The sequence below is a fragment of the Streptomyces sp. AcH 505 genome (genome assembly GCF_000818175.1).
GTDB lineage: Bacteria > Actinomycetota > Actinomycetes > Streptomycetales > Streptomycetaceae > Streptomyces.
In genome coordinates, this window is sequence record NZ_JTIY01000001.1 from 124547 (window position 1) to 143503 (window position 18957).

General features: G+C 69.2%; 17 protein-coding genes, 1 tRNA gene and 1 pseudogene. 9 read left to right on the plus strand and 10 right to left on the minus strand.

Annotated elements, in window-relative coordinates; genetic code table 11:
* Positions 1-166: pseudogene (locus tag HY68_RS44630) on the plus strand (TetR/AcrR family transcriptional regulator); the annotation flags it as partial.
* Between the two features lie 62 nt (positions 167-228).
* Here the strand turns inward: HY68_RS44630 and HY68_RS00485 are convergent.
* Together HY68_RS00485 and HY68_RS00490 are read right to left on the minus strand one after the other, a co-directional pair.
* Positions 229-1560: an RNA polymerase sigma factor gene (locus HY68_RS00485; RefSeq protein ID WP_041994909.1), complete on the minus strand. Its 1332-nt coding sequence runs from the start codon at positions 1558-1560 to the stop codon at positions 229-231.
* Positions 1533-1952 carry a YciI family protein gene (locus HY68_RS00490; protein WP_041983275.1) on the minus strand — a complete coding sequence of 140 codons (420 nt, stop codon included), beginning with the start codon at positions 1950-1952 and terminating at the stop codon, positions 1533-1535. Before HY68_RS00490 ends, HY68_RS00485 begins: the two co-directional genes overlap by 28 nt.
* 200 nt (positions 1953-2152) lie before the next feature.
* Here HY68_RS00490 and HY68_RS00495 point away from each other — a divergent pair.
* Positions 2153-2227, plus strand: a tRNA-Trp gene (locus tag HY68_RS00495).
* Between the two features lie 286 nt (positions 2228-2513).
* Here HY68_RS00495 and HY68_RS00500 read toward each other — a convergent pair.
* The 3 genes from HY68_RS00500 to HY68_RS00510 form a co-directional block, all read right to left on the minus strand.
* Positions 2514-3359, minus strand: coding sequence for a helix-turn-helix transcriptional regulator (locus HY68_RS00500; RefSeq protein WP_041983278.1), 846 nt, complete (start codon positions 3357-3359; stop codon positions 2514-2516).
* 2 nt (positions 3360-3361) lie between these two features.
* Positions 3362-4333: an SDR family oxidoreductase gene (locus HY68_RS00505; protein ID WP_041983280.1), complete on the minus strand. Its 972-nt coding sequence runs from the start codon at positions 4331-4333 to the stop codon at positions 3362-3364.
* 130 nt (positions 4334-4463) lie between these two features.
* Positions 4464-5114: a TetR family transcriptional regulator gene (locus HY68_RS00510; protein WP_041983282.1), complete on the minus strand. Its 651-nt coding sequence runs from the start codon at positions 5112-5114 to the stop codon at positions 4464-4466.
* Between the two features lie 71 nt (positions 5115-5185).
* Between HY68_RS00510 and HY68_RS00515 the strand changes: the two genes are divergently transcribed.
* Positions 5186-6064, plus strand: coding sequence for a 2-dehydropantoate 2-reductase N-terminal domain-containing protein (locus tag HY68_RS00515; RefSeq protein ID WP_041983283.1), 879 nt, complete (start codon positions 5186-5188; stop codon positions 6062-6064).
* Positions 6065-6132: 68 nt separating this feature from the next.
* Here the strand turns inward: HY68_RS00515 and HY68_RS00520 are convergent, their stop codons facing one another.
* Together HY68_RS00520 and HY68_RS00525 are read right to left on the minus strand one after the other, a co-directional pair.
* Positions 6133-7239 carry a Gfo/Idh/MocA family oxidoreductase gene (locus HY68_RS00520; RefSeq protein WP_241778440.1) on the minus strand — a complete coding sequence of 369 codons (1107 nt, stop codon included), beginning with the start codon at positions 7237-7239 and terminating at the stop codon, positions 6133-6135.
* Between the two features lie 93 nt (positions 7240-7332).
* Positions 7333-8304: an aldo/keto reductase gene (locus HY68_RS00525; protein ID WP_041983286.1), complete on the minus strand. Its 972-nt coding sequence runs from the start codon at positions 8302-8304 to the stop codon at positions 7333-7335.
* A gap of 95 nt (positions 8305-8399) precedes the next feature.
* Here HY68_RS00525 and HY68_RS00530 point away from each other — a divergent pair, with 95 nt between their 5' ends.
* Positions 8400-8984, plus strand: a complete 585-nt coding sequence (locus HY68_RS00530; protein ID WP_078863362.1) for a MarR family winged helix-turn-helix transcriptional regulator — start codon at positions 8400-8402, stop codon at positions 8982-8984.
* A gap of 175 nt (positions 8985-9159) precedes the next feature.
* On the opposite strand, the gene HY68_RS43355 is transcribed toward HY68_RS00530, so the two are convergent.
* The gene (locus HY68_RS43355; RefSeq protein WP_198533180.1) at positions 9160-9330 is read right to left on the minus strand and encodes a hypothetical protein; all 171 of its coding nucleotides are present in this window, start codon (positions 9328-9330) and stop codon (positions 9160-9162) included.
* Between the two features lie 253 nt (positions 9331-9583).
* Here HY68_RS43355 and HY68_RS00535 point away from each other — a divergent pair, with 253 nt between their 5' ends.
* The 3 genes from HY68_RS00535 (at position 9584) to HY68_RS00545 (ending at position 13788) form a co-directional block, all read left to right on the plus strand.
* Entirely contained in the window at positions 9584-10468 is an 885-nt protein-coding gene (locus HY68_RS00535; RefSeq protein WP_041983290.1) for a GntR family transcriptional regulator, read from the plus strand.
* 217 nt (positions 10469-10685) lie between these two features.
* Entirely contained in the window at positions 10686-11378 is a 693-nt protein-coding gene (locus tag HY68_RS00540; protein WP_241778441.1) for an HAD hydrolase-like protein, read from the plus strand.
* Positions 11379-11604: 226 nt separating this feature from the next.
* The gene (locus HY68_RS00545) at positions 11605-13788 is read left to right on the plus strand and encodes an aminoglycoside phosphotransferase family protein (RefSeq protein WP_241778442.1); all 2184 of its coding nucleotides are present in this window, start codon (positions 11605-11607) and stop codon (positions 13786-13788) included.
* A gap of 14 nt (positions 13789-13802) precedes the next feature.
* Here the strand turns inward: HY68_RS00545 and HY68_RS00550 are convergent, their stop codons facing one another.
* Positions 13803-15143 carry a TRAM domain-containing protein gene (locus tag HY68_RS00550; RefSeq protein ID WP_041983296.1) on the minus strand — a complete coding sequence of 447 codons (1341 nt, stop codon included), beginning with the start codon at positions 15141-15143 and terminating at the stop codon, positions 13803-13805.
* 142 nt (positions 15144-15285) lie between these two features.
* The gene (locus HY68_RS00555; RefSeq protein WP_041983298.1) at positions 15286-17331 is read right to left on the minus strand and encodes an APC family permease; all 2046 of its coding nucleotides are present in this window, start codon (positions 17329-17331) and stop codon (positions 15286-15288) included.
* Between the two features lie 235 nt (positions 17332-17566).
* On the opposite strand from HY68_RS00555, the gene HY68_RS00560 reads away from it, so the two are divergent.
* Entirely contained in the window at positions 17567-18235 is a 669-nt protein-coding gene (locus tag HY68_RS00560) for a TrkA family potassium uptake protein (RefSeq protein ID WP_041983301.1), read from the plus strand.
* The gene (locus HY68_RS00565) at positions 18235-18906 is read left to right on the plus strand and encodes a TrkA family potassium uptake protein (RefSeq protein ID WP_041983303.1); all 672 of its coding nucleotides are present in this window, start codon (positions 18235-18237) and stop codon (positions 18904-18906) included. The genes HY68_RS00560 and HY68_RS00565 overlap by 1 nt, the downstream gene beginning before the upstream one ends.
* Positions 18907-18957: the final 51 nt, after the last annotated feature.

An 18957-nucleotide genomic window follows, 5' to 3' on the forward strand; every position in this document is an offset into this window, starting at 1 on the left:
TCCGGAGCTGTCCCGGACCACCACGGCGAGCCGGACCATCGCGCGGTTCGTCCTCGACGCCTTTTCGCTGGCCCGCGAGGCGGCCGATCCCCAGGCCGCGGTGGCCGAGATCTTCGGCATGATCGAGGCGGCCTGGGAGGCCACTCGCACCGCTCAACGCGCGTGAGGAACCGCCCGTACAGCCGAGGAACGGTCAGCACCTAACCGCACGCCGTCACGGCAGTACCGTCACGACAGTGCGGCGGCCTTACGCAACAGCACCGAGCGTTCGCGGGCGTTGCGGCACAGCCGGGCGGCGAGCTCCAGCTCGGTGCGTGCCTCGGTGGTCCGGCCGAGGCGGATCAGCAGTTCCCCGCGCACGCTCGGCAGCAGGTGGGACCCCGACAGTCGGTCGGTGGCGACCAGTTCGTCCACCATCGCCAGAGCCTGCCCCGGTCCGTGGGCCATGGCGACGGCGACGGCCCGGTTCAGCTCGACGACGGGGGAAGGCGCGACCCGGCCCAGCGCTTCGTACAGCAGCACGATGCGCTCCCAGTCGGTCTCCGACACCGACGGCGCCGACGCGTGGCAGGCGGCGATCGCCGCCTGCAGCCCGTACGGCCCCAGGCCGCGCCCCAGTGTGGAGGCGCGGCCGATCGCGGCGAGTCCGCGGCGGATCGCGGACCGGTCCCAGAGTTTCCGGTCCTGGTCCTCCAGGAGCACCGGCTCGCCGTCGGGGCCGGTGCGCGCGGGAAAGCGCGCGGATGTCAGCTCGAACAGGGCGAGGAGACCGTGCACCTCGGGCTCGTCGGGCAGCAGCGCGGCGAGTACGCGGGCCAGCCGGATCGCCTCGTGGGCCAGGTCCGTACGCAGCAGGGACTCGCCGGCCGTCGCCGTGGAGCCTTCCGTGAAGATCACGTACAGCACGCCGAGGACACCGACCAGCCGCTCCCGCCGCTCCTCGGCGGGCGGCAGCTCGAACGGGACCCGCGCCGCCGCGATCGTCTTCTTGGCCCGGGTGATCCGCGCCTGGACCGTTGGTACGGGCGCCAGAAAGGCGCGGGCGATCTCCTCGCTCGTCAGACCGCCGACCGCGCGCAGCGTCAGCGCCACCCGAGCCTCGGGCGAGAGCACGGGATGGCAGGCCACGAACATCAGCGCGAGGACGTCGTCGTCGATCCGGTCGGGGTCCCAGGGCAGCTCGTCCGACCGGCCCTGCGGAACCGCCGCGCCGGAACTCGCCTCACCCTCGCCGAGCGTGCCGGCGAGCACGGCGTAACGCTCGTCGAGCGCCGACCGGCGGCGGAAACCGTCGATGGCGCGCCGCCGCGCGGTCGCGAGCAGCCACCCCACCGGGTCGGCGGGGAGCCCGTCGCGCGACCAGACGAGCAGCGCCTCGGCGACCGCCTCCTGGGCGACGTCCTCGGCGAGCTCGAAGTCCCGGGTGTAGCGGGCGAGCGCGCCGACGATCCTGGCGGATTCGATCCGCCAGACGGCCTCGACGACCCGCCGTACCGACTCGGTGATCGGCGGGCCGTCGGTGCCCTGCGGCATCAGAGCTGACCGGTGCGCTCGCGCCAGGCCCGCTCCTTGATGATCCACTCGTTGTCCTGCGGGAACTCGTCGATGCCCGGCACCCGGCGCACCTCGACCTTGCTCCCCGGGATCGACGGCAGCCGCTTGGCCCACTCGACCGCCTCCTCCTTGGAGGCCACATCGATCAGGTAGAAGCCGCCGAACAGCTCCTTGGTCTCGCCGTACGGCCCGTCGGTGACCACGGGCTTCTCGCCCGCGAAGTCGACCACCACGCCCTGACCGGGATCGTCGAGCCCCTCGGCGGCGACGAGCACACCGGCCTTGATCAACTCGTCGTTGAACCGCCCCACCGTCTCCAGCATCTGCTCGAAGGGCGTCTCCATCATCGTGGCCATGGTCTCGTCCGTGCCCCGCATGATCAGCATGTACTTCGCCACAGTCGGTCTCCTTCGCTCAAGAGGTCGCCGTTCGCGCCTCGTACTCCAAGGTCGAACGGCGCAGCCGCGGATCGACACGACTCCCGAACATTTTTCACCGCCCCCACCACCAACCGCTCCTGGACCCGCCCGCCGGGGGACGGCGAGACGTATGCGGACAACAGACAGGGGGCGAGATGAGGAAGGATGACGGTCGGGGCAGAGCCGTAGCGCAGCGGTCGTCGCGCGCGGTCTCCAAAACCGCGAGGACGCCGGTTCGATTCCGGCCGGTTCTGCCTTTCCGCCCTTGTGGGGAGGGACGGGGCCGAGCCGGTGGTCGAAGAGGGGACCTCTTCGCCCACCGGGACCGGATCAGTCGCCGGCGATGACACGCGAACGGACCTGGCCGGCAGTCATCGCTCCGGCCCAGATCCGCAGACGGCCGAGCTGCCCCGCGAAACGGTCGCTGTCGGCAGTACCACCCATGGTTAGAACGCCGGTGCCTTGCTGAGGTTCGCTGACCGCGTTGTCGGGACCTGAATCGAAGCAAATCGAAAACGATGAGACACGCGCCGTGGCAGGTCACGGAGGTGCGGCGAGGTTCTGGGCTCCTATCACCGACAGCAGCTGGAGCTTCTCGTGGCTGTCGCTGCCCGGCGTGGCGGTGAAGATCAGCAGGGCCTGGTCCTGTTCGAGGTCGTACAGCAGCTGGCAGTACACCTCGATCACGCCCAACTCGGCGGTCCTGATGCGCTTACGGTGGCCGCGCTCCGCCGTGATCTCGTGCTCGCTCCAGAGCTGGGCGAACTCCGGACTGGCGTCGAGGAGTCGGCGGGCGAGGGCGGCGGCGCGGCCGGCAGGTCCCTGGCGGGCGGCGAGGGACCGCAGGTCGGCGGTGAAGGCCCGGCTGTGCGTGTCGTGGTCCTCGCTCGGGTACATCCGGCGGGCGTCGGGCCGGGTGAACCAGCGGTGGAACATGCTGCGGTCGAGGCCTGCGTAGGCCGTCTCGTCGCCGAGCAGCGCGACGGCCGGCGGGGTCTGCAGCAAGGTCTCGCCGAGGCTCGTGACGACCTGCGCCGGGGTGTCCTGCAGCCGGTCGAGTACGCGCATGAGGCCGGCGTCGACGTGCTCCAGGCGGGTCTCGCGCCCCGGCGTAGGGTGCCCGGCCAGGCGGAACAGGTGGTCGCGCTCGTCCAGCGACAGGTGCAGGCCACGGGCGATGGCGGCCAGCATCGGCTCCGACGGGCGGCTGCCGCGCTGCTGCTCGATGCGGCTGTAGTAGTCGGCCGACATGCCGCACAACGCCGCGACCTCCTCGCGGCGCAGCCCGCCCGTGCGCCGGCGCTGCCCGCGTGGCAGCCCCACGTCCTCGGGCTGCAGCGCCTCCCGGCGGGTGCGGAGGAAGTCGGCCAGCTGGTGACGGTCCATGCTCAGTGGGCCGGAGACGCTGCGGGGAAACTGGTCCCGGTGAGCCGTTCGGCCTCGGCCCAGATCCGGTTCGCCGCGTCCAGGTCCTCGGCGGTGCGGTAGAGCTTCTGTTCGGCCGGGCCGCCCGTGAGGTGGGCGAAGCCGTCGGGACCGTAGAAGGCGCCGCCGCGCGCGTCGGGGCTGGTCGCCGCGTACAGCGCGGGCAGCGCGCCGCTCTCGGGCCATTGCACGAGGAACGGGACGAGCTTCGGGGCCAGTCGAAAGCTCTTCGTGCGCATGCTGATTTTGTCGCTGCCCATGTTCCACCCCGAGGTCTGCAGGTTGGTGACCGTCAGGCCCGGGTGCGCGGTGTTGGAGACGATGCCCCAGCCGGCCGTACGGCTGCGCCGGTCCAGTTCGAGCGCGAAGAGCATCTGGGCCAGCTTGGACTGGCCGTACGCCTTCATCGCCTCGTACTTGCCCTGGTACTGCAGGTCGTCCCACCGGAAGGAGCCCGAGCGGGCGGCGAGCGCGGACATCGACGTCACCCGTGCGGACGCGTCGGGCCGGGCGGACGCCGCGCGCAACAGCGGGAAGATGTGGGCGGTCAGCGCGAAGTGGCCCAGGAAGTTGGTTCCGAGCTGCAGCTCGAACCCGTCCTGGGTCTCGTGGCGCGTCGGCGGGGTCATCACCGCCGCGTTGTTGATGAGGATGTCGACCGGCCGGGCGTCCGCAAGGAGCCTGTCGCCCAGCGCGCGGACCGACGCCAGGGACGCGAGGTCGAGATCCGTCGTGGTGACCCTGGCGCGCGGCGCGGCGGCGCGGATGCGCTCGACGGCGGCCGCGCCCTTACCCGGATTGCGGACCGGCAGCACCAGGTCGGCCCCTGCCGAGGCGAGCCTGGTGGCGATCTGCAGCCCCAGCCCGTCACTCGCGCCGGTGACGACGGCCAGCTTCCCGGCCTGGTCGGGGATCTCGTACGTGGTCCTGGTCATCTTTGTCGGCTCCTTCACGCAGCCTGCTGCGGTGATTCCTGGCTGCTTGCAGCCTGCCGGATCGCGGCGGCCGGATTCAGGGAGGGTTTGTCCGTGGATACCTGTGACCAGTCTTCGTCAGGCCGGGCGACTACGCTCGGTGGCACCGGCCGGCGCTCCCCGTCGGCGGCGCGCTCATCGCCGCCGCCAGGAACGTGATCGCCCAGCGCCGGGCCGCGTCGCCCGGCGGCGGGGACACGCCGACCGGGGGGTGCCGGTTGTATACGTCGACGCGGTCCACGGCCGTCACGGCGAGGATCCCCCGCATCCGGAACCACAGCTCCTCCGGGGCCAGTTCGGGCAGTGCGCGCGCGAAGGCCGTCAGATAGCGGTCGCGGACCGTGTCCTCGGCCGGGCCCGTCCAGCTGCGCATCTCCTCGGCCGGGTCGCCCAGGATCGTCACGATCAGCCGGGACGTCCGGGCGCCGCCCTCGTCGCCGCCGGGCATCTCGTCGAACAGCGGGCCGGCGAACGCCTCCACCAGTTCGGCGACCGACGGCTCCTGCCCGCTGGCGAGCAGCCGGTCGAGTCCGGCGCTCTGCGCGGCGTTGATGGGCTCAACCACCCGGCGGACGACCACGGCCAGGAGCTCCGCCTTCGAGCCGAAGTGGTACGCGACGGCGGCCAGGTTCGCCCCGGCGAGGTCGGTGATCGCGCGGACCGAGGTGCCGCGGAAACCGCGCTCGGCGAAGAGGTGCTCGGCCGCGTCGAGGATCTTGGTGCGGGTGTCGGGTGTCGCCATGCGGGCGTACTATACAGTCGTTTGATTGAAACGAACGTTTGACTCAACCGAGCGCGCGAAAGAGAGCTGCCATGAAACTGCTCGTGTACGGCGCCGGGGTCACCGGCACCTTGTTCGCCGCCCGCCTGCATGAGGCCGGGCTCGACGTCTCACTCCTCGCCCGGGGCGAGCGCCTGGCCGCCCTGCGCCGACACGGCGTACAGCTCGCCGAAGGAGACAGCCCGACCGTCAGACGGGTACCGGTACCGGTGGTCGACCACCCGGCGGGCGAGTACGACCTGATCGCCGTCTTCGTCCGCACCCACCAGGTGGACGCGGTGCTGGAGTCACTCGCCGGCCTCGAAGCCCCCGTACTGTTTCTGCTCAACTGGGCGGCAGGTCCAGAGCCGTTGGGCGCGGCGATCGGCCACGAGCGGGTACTGCTCGGCTTCCCCACGGACGGCGGCACGATGGACGGTGGCGTCGTCCGCTACCGCGCGGCCAACTTCACGACCCGCCGGGTCGCGACGCCGATCGGCGAACCCGACGGCCGGACGACCCCTCGACTGGAACGGATCGTGCGGGCGTTCCGCACGGCCGGAATCAACGCCAAGGCTCAGCCCCGCATGGACGCTTGGCTCAAGACGCACGCCGCGTTCGAGGTGCCGCTCGGGCAGGCGGTGCACACGGCGGGCGGCCCGGTGGCGCTCGCCGACGACCCGGACGCGGTCCGCGCCATGCTCCATGTCGTACGGCAGAACCTGACCGCCCTCCCGACGCCGCCGGTCCCTCGCGCATTCGTCGCGCTGCGGACTCTGCCCGAAGGCCCGCTCGTACCCCTGCTACGCCGCTTCCTGCGCAGCCCGACAGCCGTACACAGCGGACTCAGCGACGCCTCGCCCTCGACGGTGGCCGAACTCGACCGGCTGGCCGAGCAGATGCGTGCTTACGCGACGGCCGGCGGGCGCTAGGTCACCACCCATCGCAGGCAAGGCGACCACTCCTATCAGCGTCCCAACCCCGCAGCCCTACCGCCGCGTTACTGACGGATGCCGGTCTGTGCCGCCCGGCCGACCCGGGCGATCAAGCGGCTGTTGTGGGCCGCGTGCCGGAACCCCGGCGTGTGGTGGGTCCCATTCGCGATGTCGCGGGCAAGGCCGGCGTACACCTCGCCCACGTTGATGGACGCACCTGCCCATATCTCGGCGGCAGTTGGGCCCGCACCTGTGGCGACGGGGCTGTCCGGCGGGGTGAAGTCCACGCTTGACGACAACACGAGGTCGCCGACCTGAACGCCCGCGGGGTGACTGCCCGTCAACTTCAGCCAGCCGTCCGATCCACGGACCTCCATGCGGAATTGGGCATCCGGTACGGGCACGCCGGCCAGGATCTGCACGCCCACCGGGGCGCCCGACGAGGTCTTGAGGATGGCGTCGAGATGATCCGGGACCTCCCGGACGGTCGTCACGCCGGTGTCGGCCAACGTGACCTCCGGCCAGAGGAGTTCCGTACGCGCGTCGATTTCGGTGATGTCACCCAGAACCGTCTCGACCACGTCCAGGACGTGTCCCGCCGCGACCGTCAGGAACCCGGCACCCGCCGCCGCCTTGTCGAAGTACTCGTACGTGCTCACCGACTCCGGGCCGTTGCCGAATGTCGTCGCGGTGACCCGCGCCGAGAGCAGTCGCCCGAGCCAGCCCTGCGCGATGATCTCCGCCGCCCGGCGGACCGACGGGTTGAGCCGGCCCTGCAGACCGATCGCGGTGTGCAGCGAACCGGCCGCTTCGGCCATCTCCTCCGCCTCCGCCACGGTCGTGCCCAGCGGGGACTCCGCGTACACCGCCTTGTTCGCCGCCAGGGCGGCGAGGACCAGCTCACGGTGGGCCGGGACCTTCACCGCGACGGTGACGAGGTCGATCGACGGGTCGTCGATGAGCGCGTAGGGATCCGCGAACCACCGCCTGGCCCCGAAGGTCTCGGCCGCGCGACGAGCGCTCTCTTCGTGCCGGGTGGCCACGGCCTCCAAGGAGAACTCCGGCTGCGCCGCGAGTGCGGGTATGTGGGATGCCCCCGCCCAACTCGCCTTCGTATCAGCTCCGATGATGCCGACACGGATCACGTTGCTCCGCACGTTGTCCAGCTCCATTCATTCGTCTTCGAACGCGGCACGGCCGATCCGTGCCGCAAGGGTTGTCCACCGTCGCCATCCGGTCCGAGCCCGGAGGGCTCAACCGGTGGGTCAGCGATCGATCACGGCCATGTCGGGCTCCGCGTGACGATCACCGGACGCCGGCGCCAGGTCGTCCAGACGGGCGAGGTGGCCGGCGGTGAGCCGGACGCCGTCGGCCGCGCTGTTCTCCTCCAGCCGGTCGACACGCTTCGTTCCGGGGATGGGCGCGATGCCTTCTCCCTGTGCGAGCAGCCACGCCAGAGCGACCTGGGCGGGCGTCGCGTCGACATCGACGGCGATCTCGCTGACCTCGTCGATGATGCGCAGGTTGCGGGTGAGGTTGTCGCCGGTGAAACGGGGATTGGTGCGCCGCCAGTCGGTGGCGTCGAGGCCGTCGAGGGAGCGGATGTCACCGGTGAGAAAGCCGTGTCCGAGCGGCGAGTAGGGGACGAGTCCGATCCCGAGCTCCCGCAGCGTGGGCAGCACTTCCGTTTCAGGGTCGCGGGTCCACAGCGAGTACTCGGTCTGGACGGCGGACACCGGGTGAACGGCGTGGGCCCGGCGGATCGTCGCCGCGGATGCCTCCGACAGCCCGACGTGGCGCACCTTGCCCGCCGCCACCAGAGCGCTCAGCGCTCCCATGGTCTCCTCGACGGGGGTACTGGGGTCGATCCGGTGCTGGTAGTAGAGGTCGATGTGATCGGTGCCGAGCCGCCGCAGCGAGCCGTCCACGGCGGCTCTGACGTTGGCGGGCGTGCCGTCCAGGCCGGGTCGGCCGGTGTGGGAGACGAGGCCGAACTTGGTGGCGAGTACGACCTCGTCCCGGCGCCCCTTGATCGCGCGCCCCGCCAGTTCCTCGTTCACGTAGGGCCCGTACACCTCTGCGGTGTCCAGGTGCGTGACACCGAGGTCCAGAGCGCGGTGGATCGTACGGATCGACTCGGCGTCCGCACGTCCGGCGCCCGTGTAGAACGCCGACATGCCCATGGCTCCGAGTCCGATACGCGAGACCTCCAGCCCACCCAGCGATGTGACCTGCATCCGGTAGTCCTTTCCTGCGACGCGAAGTGAACTTGATGCGTCAATAACTACACCTCCGGACTTGAAGCGTCAACAACTGCTGTTAGAGTCGTGGCATGGCAGAGACACCAGCGGGAGGCAGGGGACAGCGCCCCAGTCAGGCCCAGGAGGAACCGGCCGCAGAAGGGCCTGGTGCGGCGGATACCGACGGATCTGCCGCAGCGCCGCGATGGCTGAACCGTGACGAGCTGGCGGCATGGCTGGCCAACTCCGCGATCATGATCAGCTTGCCCGCGGCCCTGGACGCGCGGATGCAGCGCGAGTCCCAACTGACCTTCTTCGAGTACATGGTGCTCTCGGTACTGTCCGAGGAGCCGGCCCACACCCTCCAGATGAGCGACCTGGCAGCACGCACGTCAGCGTCGCTGTCACGGTTGTCGCACGTCGTCGGCCGGCTGGAGAAGCGCGGACTGCTCACACGAGCCCGGGTTCCCGGCCCCGGCAGACGCACCAACACGACGCTGACCGAGGCGGGTTACGAGGAGGTCGTCGCCGCGGCGCCCGGACATGTCGCCGCGGTCCGCGAGTACCTGATGGACGAGCTCGAACCCCAAGAGCTGTCGACACTGCGCCGCATCGGCACCGCGGTCGAAGCCGCCATCAAGCGCGGCAAACCCGACGGACCAACCCCAGGCCCATGAGCCGCGCAGCGTCCACGTCCTGACGGCTCCTCACACGGCGCCGACCGGCTGCGGCCGCCGGTTACGGAGCTGCCGCATCAGCTCGGCCCAGAAGCCGTGCAACCTCGCATCCTCGATCCGCTGGACCCACCCCTTGGCGGAGGCCGGCCGGGGAGGACCGGCCTACCGGGCCCGGTCAGCCGAGGCCCGGCTGCATGACCAGCAGGGCCAGGATGATGGCGCCGATTCCCGCGCAGGTAGAGTTCTTGATCTTGAACCCGACACTGAGCAGCAGGAGCGCGACGGCTCCCACCGTGCCGTACTTCCACTGGATGAACTGTTCTAATGCGATGGCGATCACAGGCATGGGCGTCGCTCCTTCGACAGCGGACAACTCGGAGATGCACCACGCGCAGGAGGGGGAGCGCGACTGGACGCGCCTGGATCGAGCAGCCCGTACGGCACTGGGCGGGCCACGGTCGGAGCGGGTCGTTCACCTCGTTCGGCTAGTTGGAAGCGACTTGGCGACCAACTATGGGAGTTATTCCCTCTTGGTTGCCACTCATAACCAACTCTCCAGATAACTCCCGCCAGATGGCGACAAGTTGTAGCGTGATCCTGTGACCTTTGATCGCAGCGCACCGGACGGCACGGGAAGGCCCACGTCGGACGACGTGGCGAAGGTCCTGCGCCAACGCATAGACGACGGAGTCATCGCAGTCGGCGCGGCTCTGCCGACCCAGGCCGCGCTGGCCGAGGAGTTCGGTGTGCAGCGAGGCGTGATCCGCCAAGCGGTCAGACTGCTCCAGAGGGACGGACTGCTCACCGAGGTCACCCGAGGAGCGCCGCCCCGCATCGCCGGCCGCGGTATACGCCGTGAAGCCGTGGCCGGAATGCCTCAGGAGACGCTGGTCGCCCTGGGCCCCCGCATCAACGACGCGTTCGCGGCCACAGATGTCCGCATCGACGCCCTGTGTCTGACGGCCGAATCGCTGAGTGCCGCGCTCGGTGAGCAGCGCAGGCTGATCCACGAACGGGCTGCCGCGCCGTCCACCGTCACGGTCCGCGTACTGCTGCCCAACCGGGACATCGACCTGGCCTTTCCCCGGATGGTGGACAACCCGAACGACCGCGACCCGGTGCACCGGCGCTGGCTCAGGCAGCGCAACTCCCACGGTTCGGTCCTGCGGGACCATCTGCTCGGCCTGGGCGCCGCGCACGACATCGACATCGACATCCAATTCAGGGCGATGCCCTTCACGCCGCCGGTCAAGCTCTACCTCCTCAACGGCTCCGAGGCACTGTTCGCCTACTACCGGGTGCAGAAGCGTGAGGAGCAGATCAACGCGACGGCCGTCGAGATGTTCGACGCCATCGGCGGCGAATCGCCGCTGTTCGCGTTCCGCGCCGACGAACTCGAACGGGACAGAGCGTTCGTGACCCAGTCCCAGGCGTGGTTCAACGCGCTCTGGCAGACCATCGCAACCGATCTGGCGCTCGACTGAGCCTCTTGACAGGCAACGGGCACCCGACGGCGGGTATCCGGGCCATTCCGGAATGCTCCCGTTGTAGCGTTCTTATGTGGTTCTGACGATGCCGGTGCCGAACGGAGGCCATACTCCGCCTTCGCGGGTAAGGCAGTGGCGCAAGGTTCAGGGGAACAACACCGTTGCCAGGCCTTTCCCGCGCAGTTGCCGACCCGCACTCGACGGACGGAACGATGTGTCTCTTCTCCTGGAACTCCTCGAACCAGTGACGTGCGTGATGTTCGACTTCGACGGACCGGTCTGCCACCTGTTCGCCGGCCACCCGGCGGAGCAGGTGGCGGACGACCTCGTCAGCTGTCTCCGCACGCTGAACACCGAGGAACTGCTGCGCGCGGAAGGTGTCAACTGGAAGGACCCGCACGCGGTGGTGAGGCTCGCCGGCCGGCTCTACCCGAACAGCGGTTTGGTCGAGACACTGGAGGAGAGGCTCACCGCGCACGAACTGCGCGCCGCACACGGGGCGATACCGACGACGCACGCCGACGAGCTGATACGCGCCTTGTGGGCGAAGAGCTACAAGCTCGCCGTCACGACTAACAACTCGGCTTCTGTCGTGGAGAGTTACCTGAGCACGAAGGGGCTCCTCGACTACTTCGCCCCGCATGTCCACGGCCGTACGAAAGATCTGCTCCGCCTCAAGCCGGACCCCGACTGTCTGATCCGAGCTCTGGAGTCGACCGGCGCCGCAGCTGCGGAGTCCCTGATGATCGGCGACACCGGAGCGGATTGCGAGGCGGCCCACAAGGCAGGCATTGCCTTCATCGGCTACGCGAAGACCGAGGCCAAGCGGGTTCAGCTGAAGAGTGCGGGGGCAGAGCGCATCGTCAGTTCGTTGGATCAGGTGCTCGAAGCCGTTCGGGGTGGATAGGAGGTGCCGAGGCATGACAGGCAGCATCGGAAGACGCTCCATGACACGTCGTCATCGTGATGCACCGTCATCCGTACGGGGTAACCACGAGCATCCGTGGCGGCGTTGTTAACGTGGGAGCTGAGTAAACGCGTGGGGTTTGGTGGTTAGATATGCACCGATCACTCTGGCGATCGATACTGTGGGAACGACGCTGGGTGCAATTCCCCATGCGGCCGGAGTCCCATTGTCCGATAAGGCATCGTTGGGCGCGTACGACAGCTTCGCCAGCTATGCGTTGCGCCAGGGCGTCCAACAGCGCGGACACCACCACGACAACTTCGTGGTGTCCCCGGCCGAAGACATGGCCGCCTTGCTCGGTCTGGAACCGGGTGTCCCCGTCACCCTGCGCCGTCGGCACGCCGGTCTGCTTCCTGTAGTCCTGCGCACCTGGCAGGACGAGACCCAGATCCTGCAATCCATCAAAGGGCTGCTGAAGTACGTCCCGCAGTGCCTCGCCAAAGGCGACGGTTCGGCCGTGCACAGCTATGTCCAGGGAGTACCGCTCTCGACCGTCTGCCCTGATGAAATGCCGCTGGATGAGCGGTTGTTGCATGCATTGGCCGGTCTGCTCGCCGAGATGACCGCAGTCCACAGGGAGCGTCTCCCTGAACTACCCCCGTCGTGGCCCTGTGAAGGCAGCAGCGGCAGCTTTCTGCGGACACTCACCACCCTCACCGAAACACAGGTGCGGCTGCCGAACTGGCCCGCTTTCGGAGGGTTGTTCGCGGCGCTCGGCGTCCCTGAAGACGCCATGAAGGAATTCGCCGGGCGGGTCCCCTCGATGGTGGACAGACCGTTCAGCCTGCTGCACACCGACCTCCACCGCGACAACGTCATCTTCTCCTACTCCGAGTCGGACGCGCCGCTGATCTGCGTCGACTGGGAACTCGCCTCCTACGGCGACCCGCTGCACGACCTCGCCACCCACCTCGTCCGGATGCGCTACCCCGCCGCCCAGTGGGACGACGTCAAAGAGGCATGGGCGCGTGCGATGCGGAGCGTGCGTCCAAAGGCGGTGCACGGACTGGATACCGATGTACAGCACTACATCGATTTCGAACACGCACAGTCCGTCTACCCGGATGTGATGCGCGCGGCTCATTCCCTGGGCCTGGAAGCCGAACCGACGGGCCTCGAAACAGCGACCGAGTCGGTACGGCGCGCACTCGAACTGGCAGCCCGACCTCTGCGGCTCAGAAGTGTTCCGGACGTGAAAGAGATCCGCAGCGCTCTCTACCGCTGGCATGCGGCGCTCCCCGGCCGGGCGTCGAGGGCCGCCGCCTCTGCCGTGACTGTGGAGTGGTGCGGCACCGGTTGGGCGGAGAACGATGGGGCGCGAGTCGGCCTGCCGCATGACGCGGTGGTCGAAGCGCTGAGCAGGGAGGGCGCCGCCCCCGCCGAACACGTCTTCAAGGGGACCGGGCATCTCAACACGGCCGTCCGCGTCGGCCGGCGCGGGAAACCCGTGATCGTGCGGCGACGACTGAACGACAGGACCCGCAGGGAGCCGCGCTTCCTGGAAGAGCACGACGTGCTGCTTGCCCTCGCGGCGGTCGAGGGCGACGTGCGCGCACCCCAATTGCTCGCCTTCGGAACCAGCAAGCCCAACGATGCCTTCGCCGTTCATTCCTACGTCGGTACGGCCGACAGGATCCGTCCGCCCGAGCACCCGGTGGACGGACTGAGCCCCCGCGAGGCGGACGACCTGGTGGACCAGCTGTGCGCACTGACGCGAGTGCCGACGGAGCGCCTTCGTTTCGGCCCGTCGTACGGGGACTTCTACCAGTGGTTGAGCGCGCAACTCGTCAAGATGGTGGCCGCGCTGCCTGAGGAGTCACGGCAACTCGCCGTCGCCCTGGGCCTGCCCGACGCGACACGGTTGCGAGATCTGCTGGGAGGTCGGTTCGTCACACCGCGGAACTCGGTGCTGCTGCACGGTGACCTCAACCCCTGGAACCTCGTCAGGGACCGTGCGTCCGGCGAACTCACCATCATCGACTGGGAAATGGCCATGGTCGGGGACCCGCTCTACGATCTGGTGCGGCATCTTCATCTGACACCGCACGACCCGGGCCTGCGCGACCGGATGCTCCACCGCTGGAGCAGTCAACTGGACAGTGGCTTCACCAAGGGCTGGGAGGAAGAGTGGCGCTACTACCGGTGCATCGAGATCGTCCGCTCCGCCTACATCGACTTGGACCGCCTGGTCACCGCGGACGTACTGGACGCCCCGAACGTGGACAGGGCACTCAGCTCGTACTCGCTCACCCTGTCCCGTGCGACGGAGTTCCTCGGCCTGCGCACCGGTCGTATCGCCAACCCCTATCTGGAGATCGCGCTGCCAGGCAGTGAACTGGTGGGCCACTGAAGCGTGTTGACTCGTCAGGCGCCCTTTGCGATGGGTTCGAGGATCGCCACGCACTCCACGTGGTGGGTCATCGGGAACAGGTCGAACGCCCGTAGTGTGCGCGGCTTGTAGCCTCCCTCGCGGAAGTAGGCCAAGTCGCGGGCCAGGGCTGCCGGGTCGCAGGCCACGTAGGCGATTCTGCGGGCGCCCAGGGTGGTGAGGTGGTTGACCACCTGCTTGCCTGCTCCCGCGCGTGGGGGGTCCAGGACGATCAGGTCTGTTTCCGTGATGCGGGTGCGCGGCAGGACCGCGTCGACCTTGCCGTGTTCGATGCGGACCCGGGTCAGGTCCTGGAGGTTGTGGACCGCGTCCTCCGCCGCGCGTTTGCCCGACTCGATGCCGAGCACCGCGCCCGTCTCGCCCACGCGTTCGGCGATCGCGCCCGCGAAGAGGCCGACGCCGCAGTAGAGGTCCAGGGCGCTGTCGCCCTTGCGGGGCATCAGGCCCTGCATGACCGCTTCCACCAGGATCTGCGGTGCCTGCGGGTGGACCTGCCAGAAGCCGCCCATGCCGACGCGGTACGTGCGGCCGTCGGCGCGTTCGCGGACGAAGGCGCGGCCGTGGACGCGGTGCACTCCCCCGTCGTGCTCCTCGACGCGCAGCACGGAGACCGGCTTGTCGAGTTCGACCAGCGGCAGCCGGCCGCCGGCGCGGGGGGCGACGATGACCTGACGGTCGCCCGAGCCCGAGGCGGCGATGGCCTCGACCGAGGCGATCTGCGGCCATTCGCGGTGCTCGACGCCCAGTTCGCTGACGCCTTCCGTGGCGATCAGGCACTGGTCGATGACCTCGACGTCGTGCGAGCGGTGCTTGCGCAGCCCCACCCGGCCGTCCTCGTCCACCGCGTACTGCACGCGGGAGCGCCAGGCCGGCACCTCGCCCGCCGGGAGCTTGTCGCCGGGCGCCGGCATGACCGTACCGTCCCAGCCGGCTTCCTCCGGGGTGAGGCCGGCGAGGCGCTTCAGCTGCTCGGTGATCACGTCGCCCTTGAGGCGGCGCTGGGTGCCGGGCTTGGCGTGCTGCCAGTCGCAGCCGCCGCAGCGGCCGGGGCCCGCGTACGGGCAGGGCGCCTCGACGCGCTCCTTGGACGCCTCGACGATCTTCACCGCGTCGGCGCGCAGATAGCGGGAGTTCTCCTCGCCCTCCGTGACCCGGGCGACGATCCGCTCGCCGGGCAGCGCGTGCCGGACGAACAGCACCTGGCCCTCCGAGGTACGGGCGATGCAGTGGCCGCCGTGTGCGACGGGGCCGACCTCGACCTCGTACTCCTCCCCGACCAGCGAAGCCTGCTCTGAAGGCTGGGGTTGCGTTGACATGAAGGGGTGGCTCCAGGGATCAGGGGGAACGGTGGATCGAGGCGGAAGGACGGACCAACGGACCAGCGGAAGGACGCGTCAAAGCGAATCGGCCGGACCGCAGCCCGTCAGTCTACTTGGCTGCCGTCCGGCCGATCGCCAGTCACTTTTTTGACGTGTCCTTCGGGCGCGCGTCCACCGGACCCCGCCTGACCGCCCCCGGCGCGTTGTACATGCCCCGCCGCTTCGCCCGCTGCTTCGCCAGCTCCGACGACTCCAGCTGGTACGGCACGGAGGTGACCATGACCCCCGGCGTGAACAGCAGCCGGCCCTTGAGGCGCAGCGCGCTCTGGTTGTGCAGCAGGTGTTCGTACCAGCGGCCGACCACGTACTCGGGGATGTAGATGCTGATCACGTCACGCGGATTCTCGGTGCGCAGGCCGCGTACGTACTCTATGACCGGCCGGGTGATCTCCCGGTACGGCGAGTCGAGGATCTTCAGCGGCACGTTGATGCCGCGCCGTTCCCACTCCGCCCGCAGCGCCTTCGTCTCCGCCGGGTCGACGCTGATGCTGAGCGCCTCCAGGGTGTCGGAGCGCATCAGTTTCGCGTAGCCGAGCGCCCGCAGGGTCGGCTTGTGCAGCTTGGACACGAGCACGATCGAGTGCACGCGGGACGGCTTTATCGTGTCGTCGGACGGGCCCTCGGCCGCCGCGATCTCGTCGGCCACCCGGTCGTAGTGCTTGCGGATCGCCGTCATCGTCCCGAAGAAGATCACCATGCCCAGCAGCGCCACCCAGGCGCCGTGCGTGAACTTGGTCGCCAGGACGACGACGAGCACGAGCCCGGTGAAGAAGGCGCCGAAGGCGTTGATGGCGCGGGAGCGGACCATGTGGCGGCGCTTGGCCTGGTCACGCTCGGTGCGCAGGTGGCGGTTCCAGTGCCGGACCATGCCGGTCTGGCTGAGGGTGAAGGAGACGAAGACCCCGACGATGTAGAGCTGGATCAGCCGGGTGGAGTCGGCCCCGTAGATGATGACGAGCAGCGCGGCGGCCCCCGCCAGCAGCACGATGCCGTTGGAGAAGGCGAGCCGGTCGCCCCGGGTGTGCAGCTGGCGCGGCAGGTAGCGGTCCTGGGCGAGGATCGAGCCGAGCAGCGGGAAGCCGTTGTACGCGGTGTTCGCCGCCAGGAACAGTACGAGCGCGGTGGCGGCCGCGAGGACCACGAAGAGGAAGGTGCCCTGGCCGAAGACGGCCGCGGCGACCTGGGAGATGACCGGGTCCTGGACGAAGCCGCTGCCGACGGGGACGCCGTTCTTCAGCAGGTCGGTGGCCGGCTCCGAGGCCATCCGTACGTGCGTGGTCATGGCCAGCACGATGATGCCGCAGAACATGGTGACGGCGAGGCCGCCCATCAGGGCGAGGGTCGTCGCCGCGTTCTTGCTCTTGGGCTTGCGGAAGGCCGGTACGCCGTTGCTGATCGCCTCGACGCCGGTGAGCGCGGCGCAGCCGGAGGAGAAGGCGCGCAGCAGCAGGAAGACCATGGCGAAGCCGGCCAGGCCGCTGTGCTCGGCCTTGATGTGGAAGGAGGCGGTGGGCGCGTTCATCGTGTCGTTCAGCACCAGGCCGCGGATGGCGCCCCAGATGATCATGATGAAGACGCCGCCGACGAAGACATAGGTCGGGATGGCGAAGAGCTTGCCGGATTCCCTGACCCCGCGCAGGTTCATCAGCGTCAGCAGCACGATGACGACGACGGCACAGATGACCTTGTGCTCGACGACGAACGGGATGGCGGAGCCGAGGTTCTCGACACCCGAGGCGATCGACACGGCCACGGTCAGCACGTAGTCGACCAGCAGGGCGCTGGCGACCGTCAGGCCGGCCTTGGGGCCGAGGTTGGTGGTGGCCACCTCGTAGTCGCCGCCGCCGCTGGGGTACGCGTGCACGTTCTGCCGGTACGAGGCGACGACGGTGAACATCAGGACGACGACGGCCAGCGCGATCCACGGGCTGAAGTGGTACGCCGAGACGCCGGCGACCGACAGCACCAGGAGCACTTCCCCGGGTGCGTAGGCCACCGAGGACAGCGGGTCGGAGGCGAAGACGGGCAGCGCGATGCGCTTGGGCAGCAGCGTCTCACCGAGCTTGTCGCTGCGCAGCGCCCGTCCGATCAGGATCCGCTTGGGCACGTCGGTCAGTTTGGACACGGGGAGGATCGTATGCGTTCGAACAGGTCACCGTGCGGCCAGTACCCCTATTACCCGGCCTGGGCACGGGTTCTTGGGACGATCGTGATGAAGGCAACGTGCACGTTCCCGCATAAGCTCGTGGCTCGGGGAATGCCGCGTACGGTTGCCCCAATGGTGCCCGGCAGGTCGACAAGAAAGAGTGAACAGGTGTTTTCGCAGGTCAGCGTGGCAACCAGGACGGCGGGGTAGGGGCGTGCACGTCGTCATCATGGGCTGCGGCCGGGTGGGCTCCGCACTCGCGCAGACCCTGGAGCAGCAGGGACATACGGTCGCGGTCATCGACCAGGACCCCACGGCGTTCCGCAGGCTCGGCTCCGGCTTCGGCGGCAGACGCGTCAGCGGGGTCGGGTTCGACCAGGACACGCTCCGCGAGGCGGGGATCGAGGAGGCGGGCGCCTTCGCCGCTGTGAGCAGCGGTGACAACTCGAACATCATTGCCGCCCGGGTCGCCAGGGAGATGTTCGGCATAGAGAACGTCGCGGCCCGGATCTACGACCCGCGCAGGGCCGAGGTCTATCAGCGGCTGGGCATCCCCACGGTCGCCACGGTCCGCTGGACCGCCGACCAGATGCTGCGCCGACTGCTGCCTTCGGGCGCCGAGCCGCTGTGGCGCGACCCGAGCGGCGGGGTCCAGCTCGCCGAGGTGCACACTCCGGACGACTGGATCGGCCACAAGGTCAGCACCCTCCAGGAGGAGACCGGCGTGCGCGTGGCGTTCCTGACGCGGCTGGGCGAGGCGATGCTGCCGACGTCCCAGACCGTGTTGCAGGAGGGGGATCTCGTCCACGTGATGATGCGTACCGACGACATCGTGAAGGTCGAGGCGGCATTCGCCCAGGGTCCTGAAGGAGGGGCGCACTGATGCGCGTCGCGATTGCGGGGGCAGGCGCGGTGGGTCGTTCCATCGCGGGCGAACTGCTGGAGAACGGGCACGAGGTCCTGCTGGTCGACAAGGCGCCGACCGCCATCTCGGTGGAGCGGGTGCCGATGGCCGAGTGGCTGCTGGCCGACGCCTGTGAGATCACCTCGCTGGACGAGGCGGCGCTGCAGCGCTGCAACGTGGTGATCGCGGCGACCGGCGACGACAAGGTCAATCTGGTCGTCTCGCTGCTCGCCAAGACCGAGTACGGCGTGCCGCGCGTGGTGGCCCGGGTCAACAATCCCAAGAACGAGTGGCTGTTCAACGAGTCCTGGGGTGTCGACGTGGCGGTCTCCACGCCGCGGCTGATGTCGGCGCTGGTGGAGGAGGCAGTGAGCGTCGGCGATCTCGTACGGCTGCTGCGCTTCAGCCACGGCGACGCCAACCTCGTCGAGCTGACGCTGCCGCCGGAGTCCGCGGTGACCGGTACCCAGGTCGGGGATGTGACCTGGCCCGAGGACACGTCCCTGGTCACGATCATCCGCGGTACGCGGGTGCTGACGCCGACCCCGGACGAGACGCTGGAGGCGGGCGACGAGCTGCTGTTCGTGGCGGCGCAGGCGCGCGAGGAACAGCTGGAGGACCTGCTGTCGGTACGGCGCGAGGGCGAGTGACCCCGGCGCCGTAGACATGCGTGGACATGGGTGGGGCCCCGCACCGGCCGG

Coding starts and splice junctions, on each gene's coding strand:
- HY68_RS00510 (WP_041983282.1), bottom strand. CDS start 5,114: ATGGCGACACCCGACACCCGCACCAAGATCCTCGACGCGGCCGAGCAC.
- HY68_RS00530 (WP_078863362.1), top strand. CDS start 8,400: ATGGCAGAGACACCAGCGGGAGGCAGGGGACAGCGCCCCAGTCAGGCC.
- HY68_RS00520 (WP_241778440.1), bottom strand. CDS start 7,239: ATGGAGCTGGACAACGTGCGGAGCAACGTGATCCGTGTCGGCATCATC.
- HY68_RS43355 (WP_198533180.1), bottom strand. CDS start 9,330: ATGCCTGTGATCGCCATCGCATTAGAACAGTTCATCCAGTGGAAGTAC.
- HY68_RS00550 (WP_041983296.1), bottom strand. CDS start 15,143: ATGTCAACGCAACCCCAGCCTTCAGAGCAGGCTTCGCTGGTCGGGGAG.
- HY68_RS00500 (WP_041983278.1), bottom strand. CDS start 3,359: ATGGACCGTCACCAGCTGGCCGACTTCCTCCGCACCCGCCGGGAGGCG.
- HY68_RS00525 (WP_041983286.1), bottom strand. CDS start 8,304: ATGCAGGTCACATCGCTGGGTGGGCTGGAGGTCTCGCGTATCGGACTC.
- HY68_RS00505 (WP_041983280.1), bottom strand. CDS start 4,333: ATGACCAGGACCACGTACGAGATCCCCGACCAGGCCGGGAAGCTGGCC.
- HY68_RS00515 (WP_041983283.1), top strand. CDS start 5,186: ATGAAACTGCTCGTGTACGGCGCCGGGGTCACCGGCACCTTGTTCGCC.
- HY68_RS00565 (WP_041983303.1), top strand. CDS start 18,235: ATGCGCGTCGCGATTGCGGGGGCAGGCGCGGTGGGTCGTTCCATCGCG.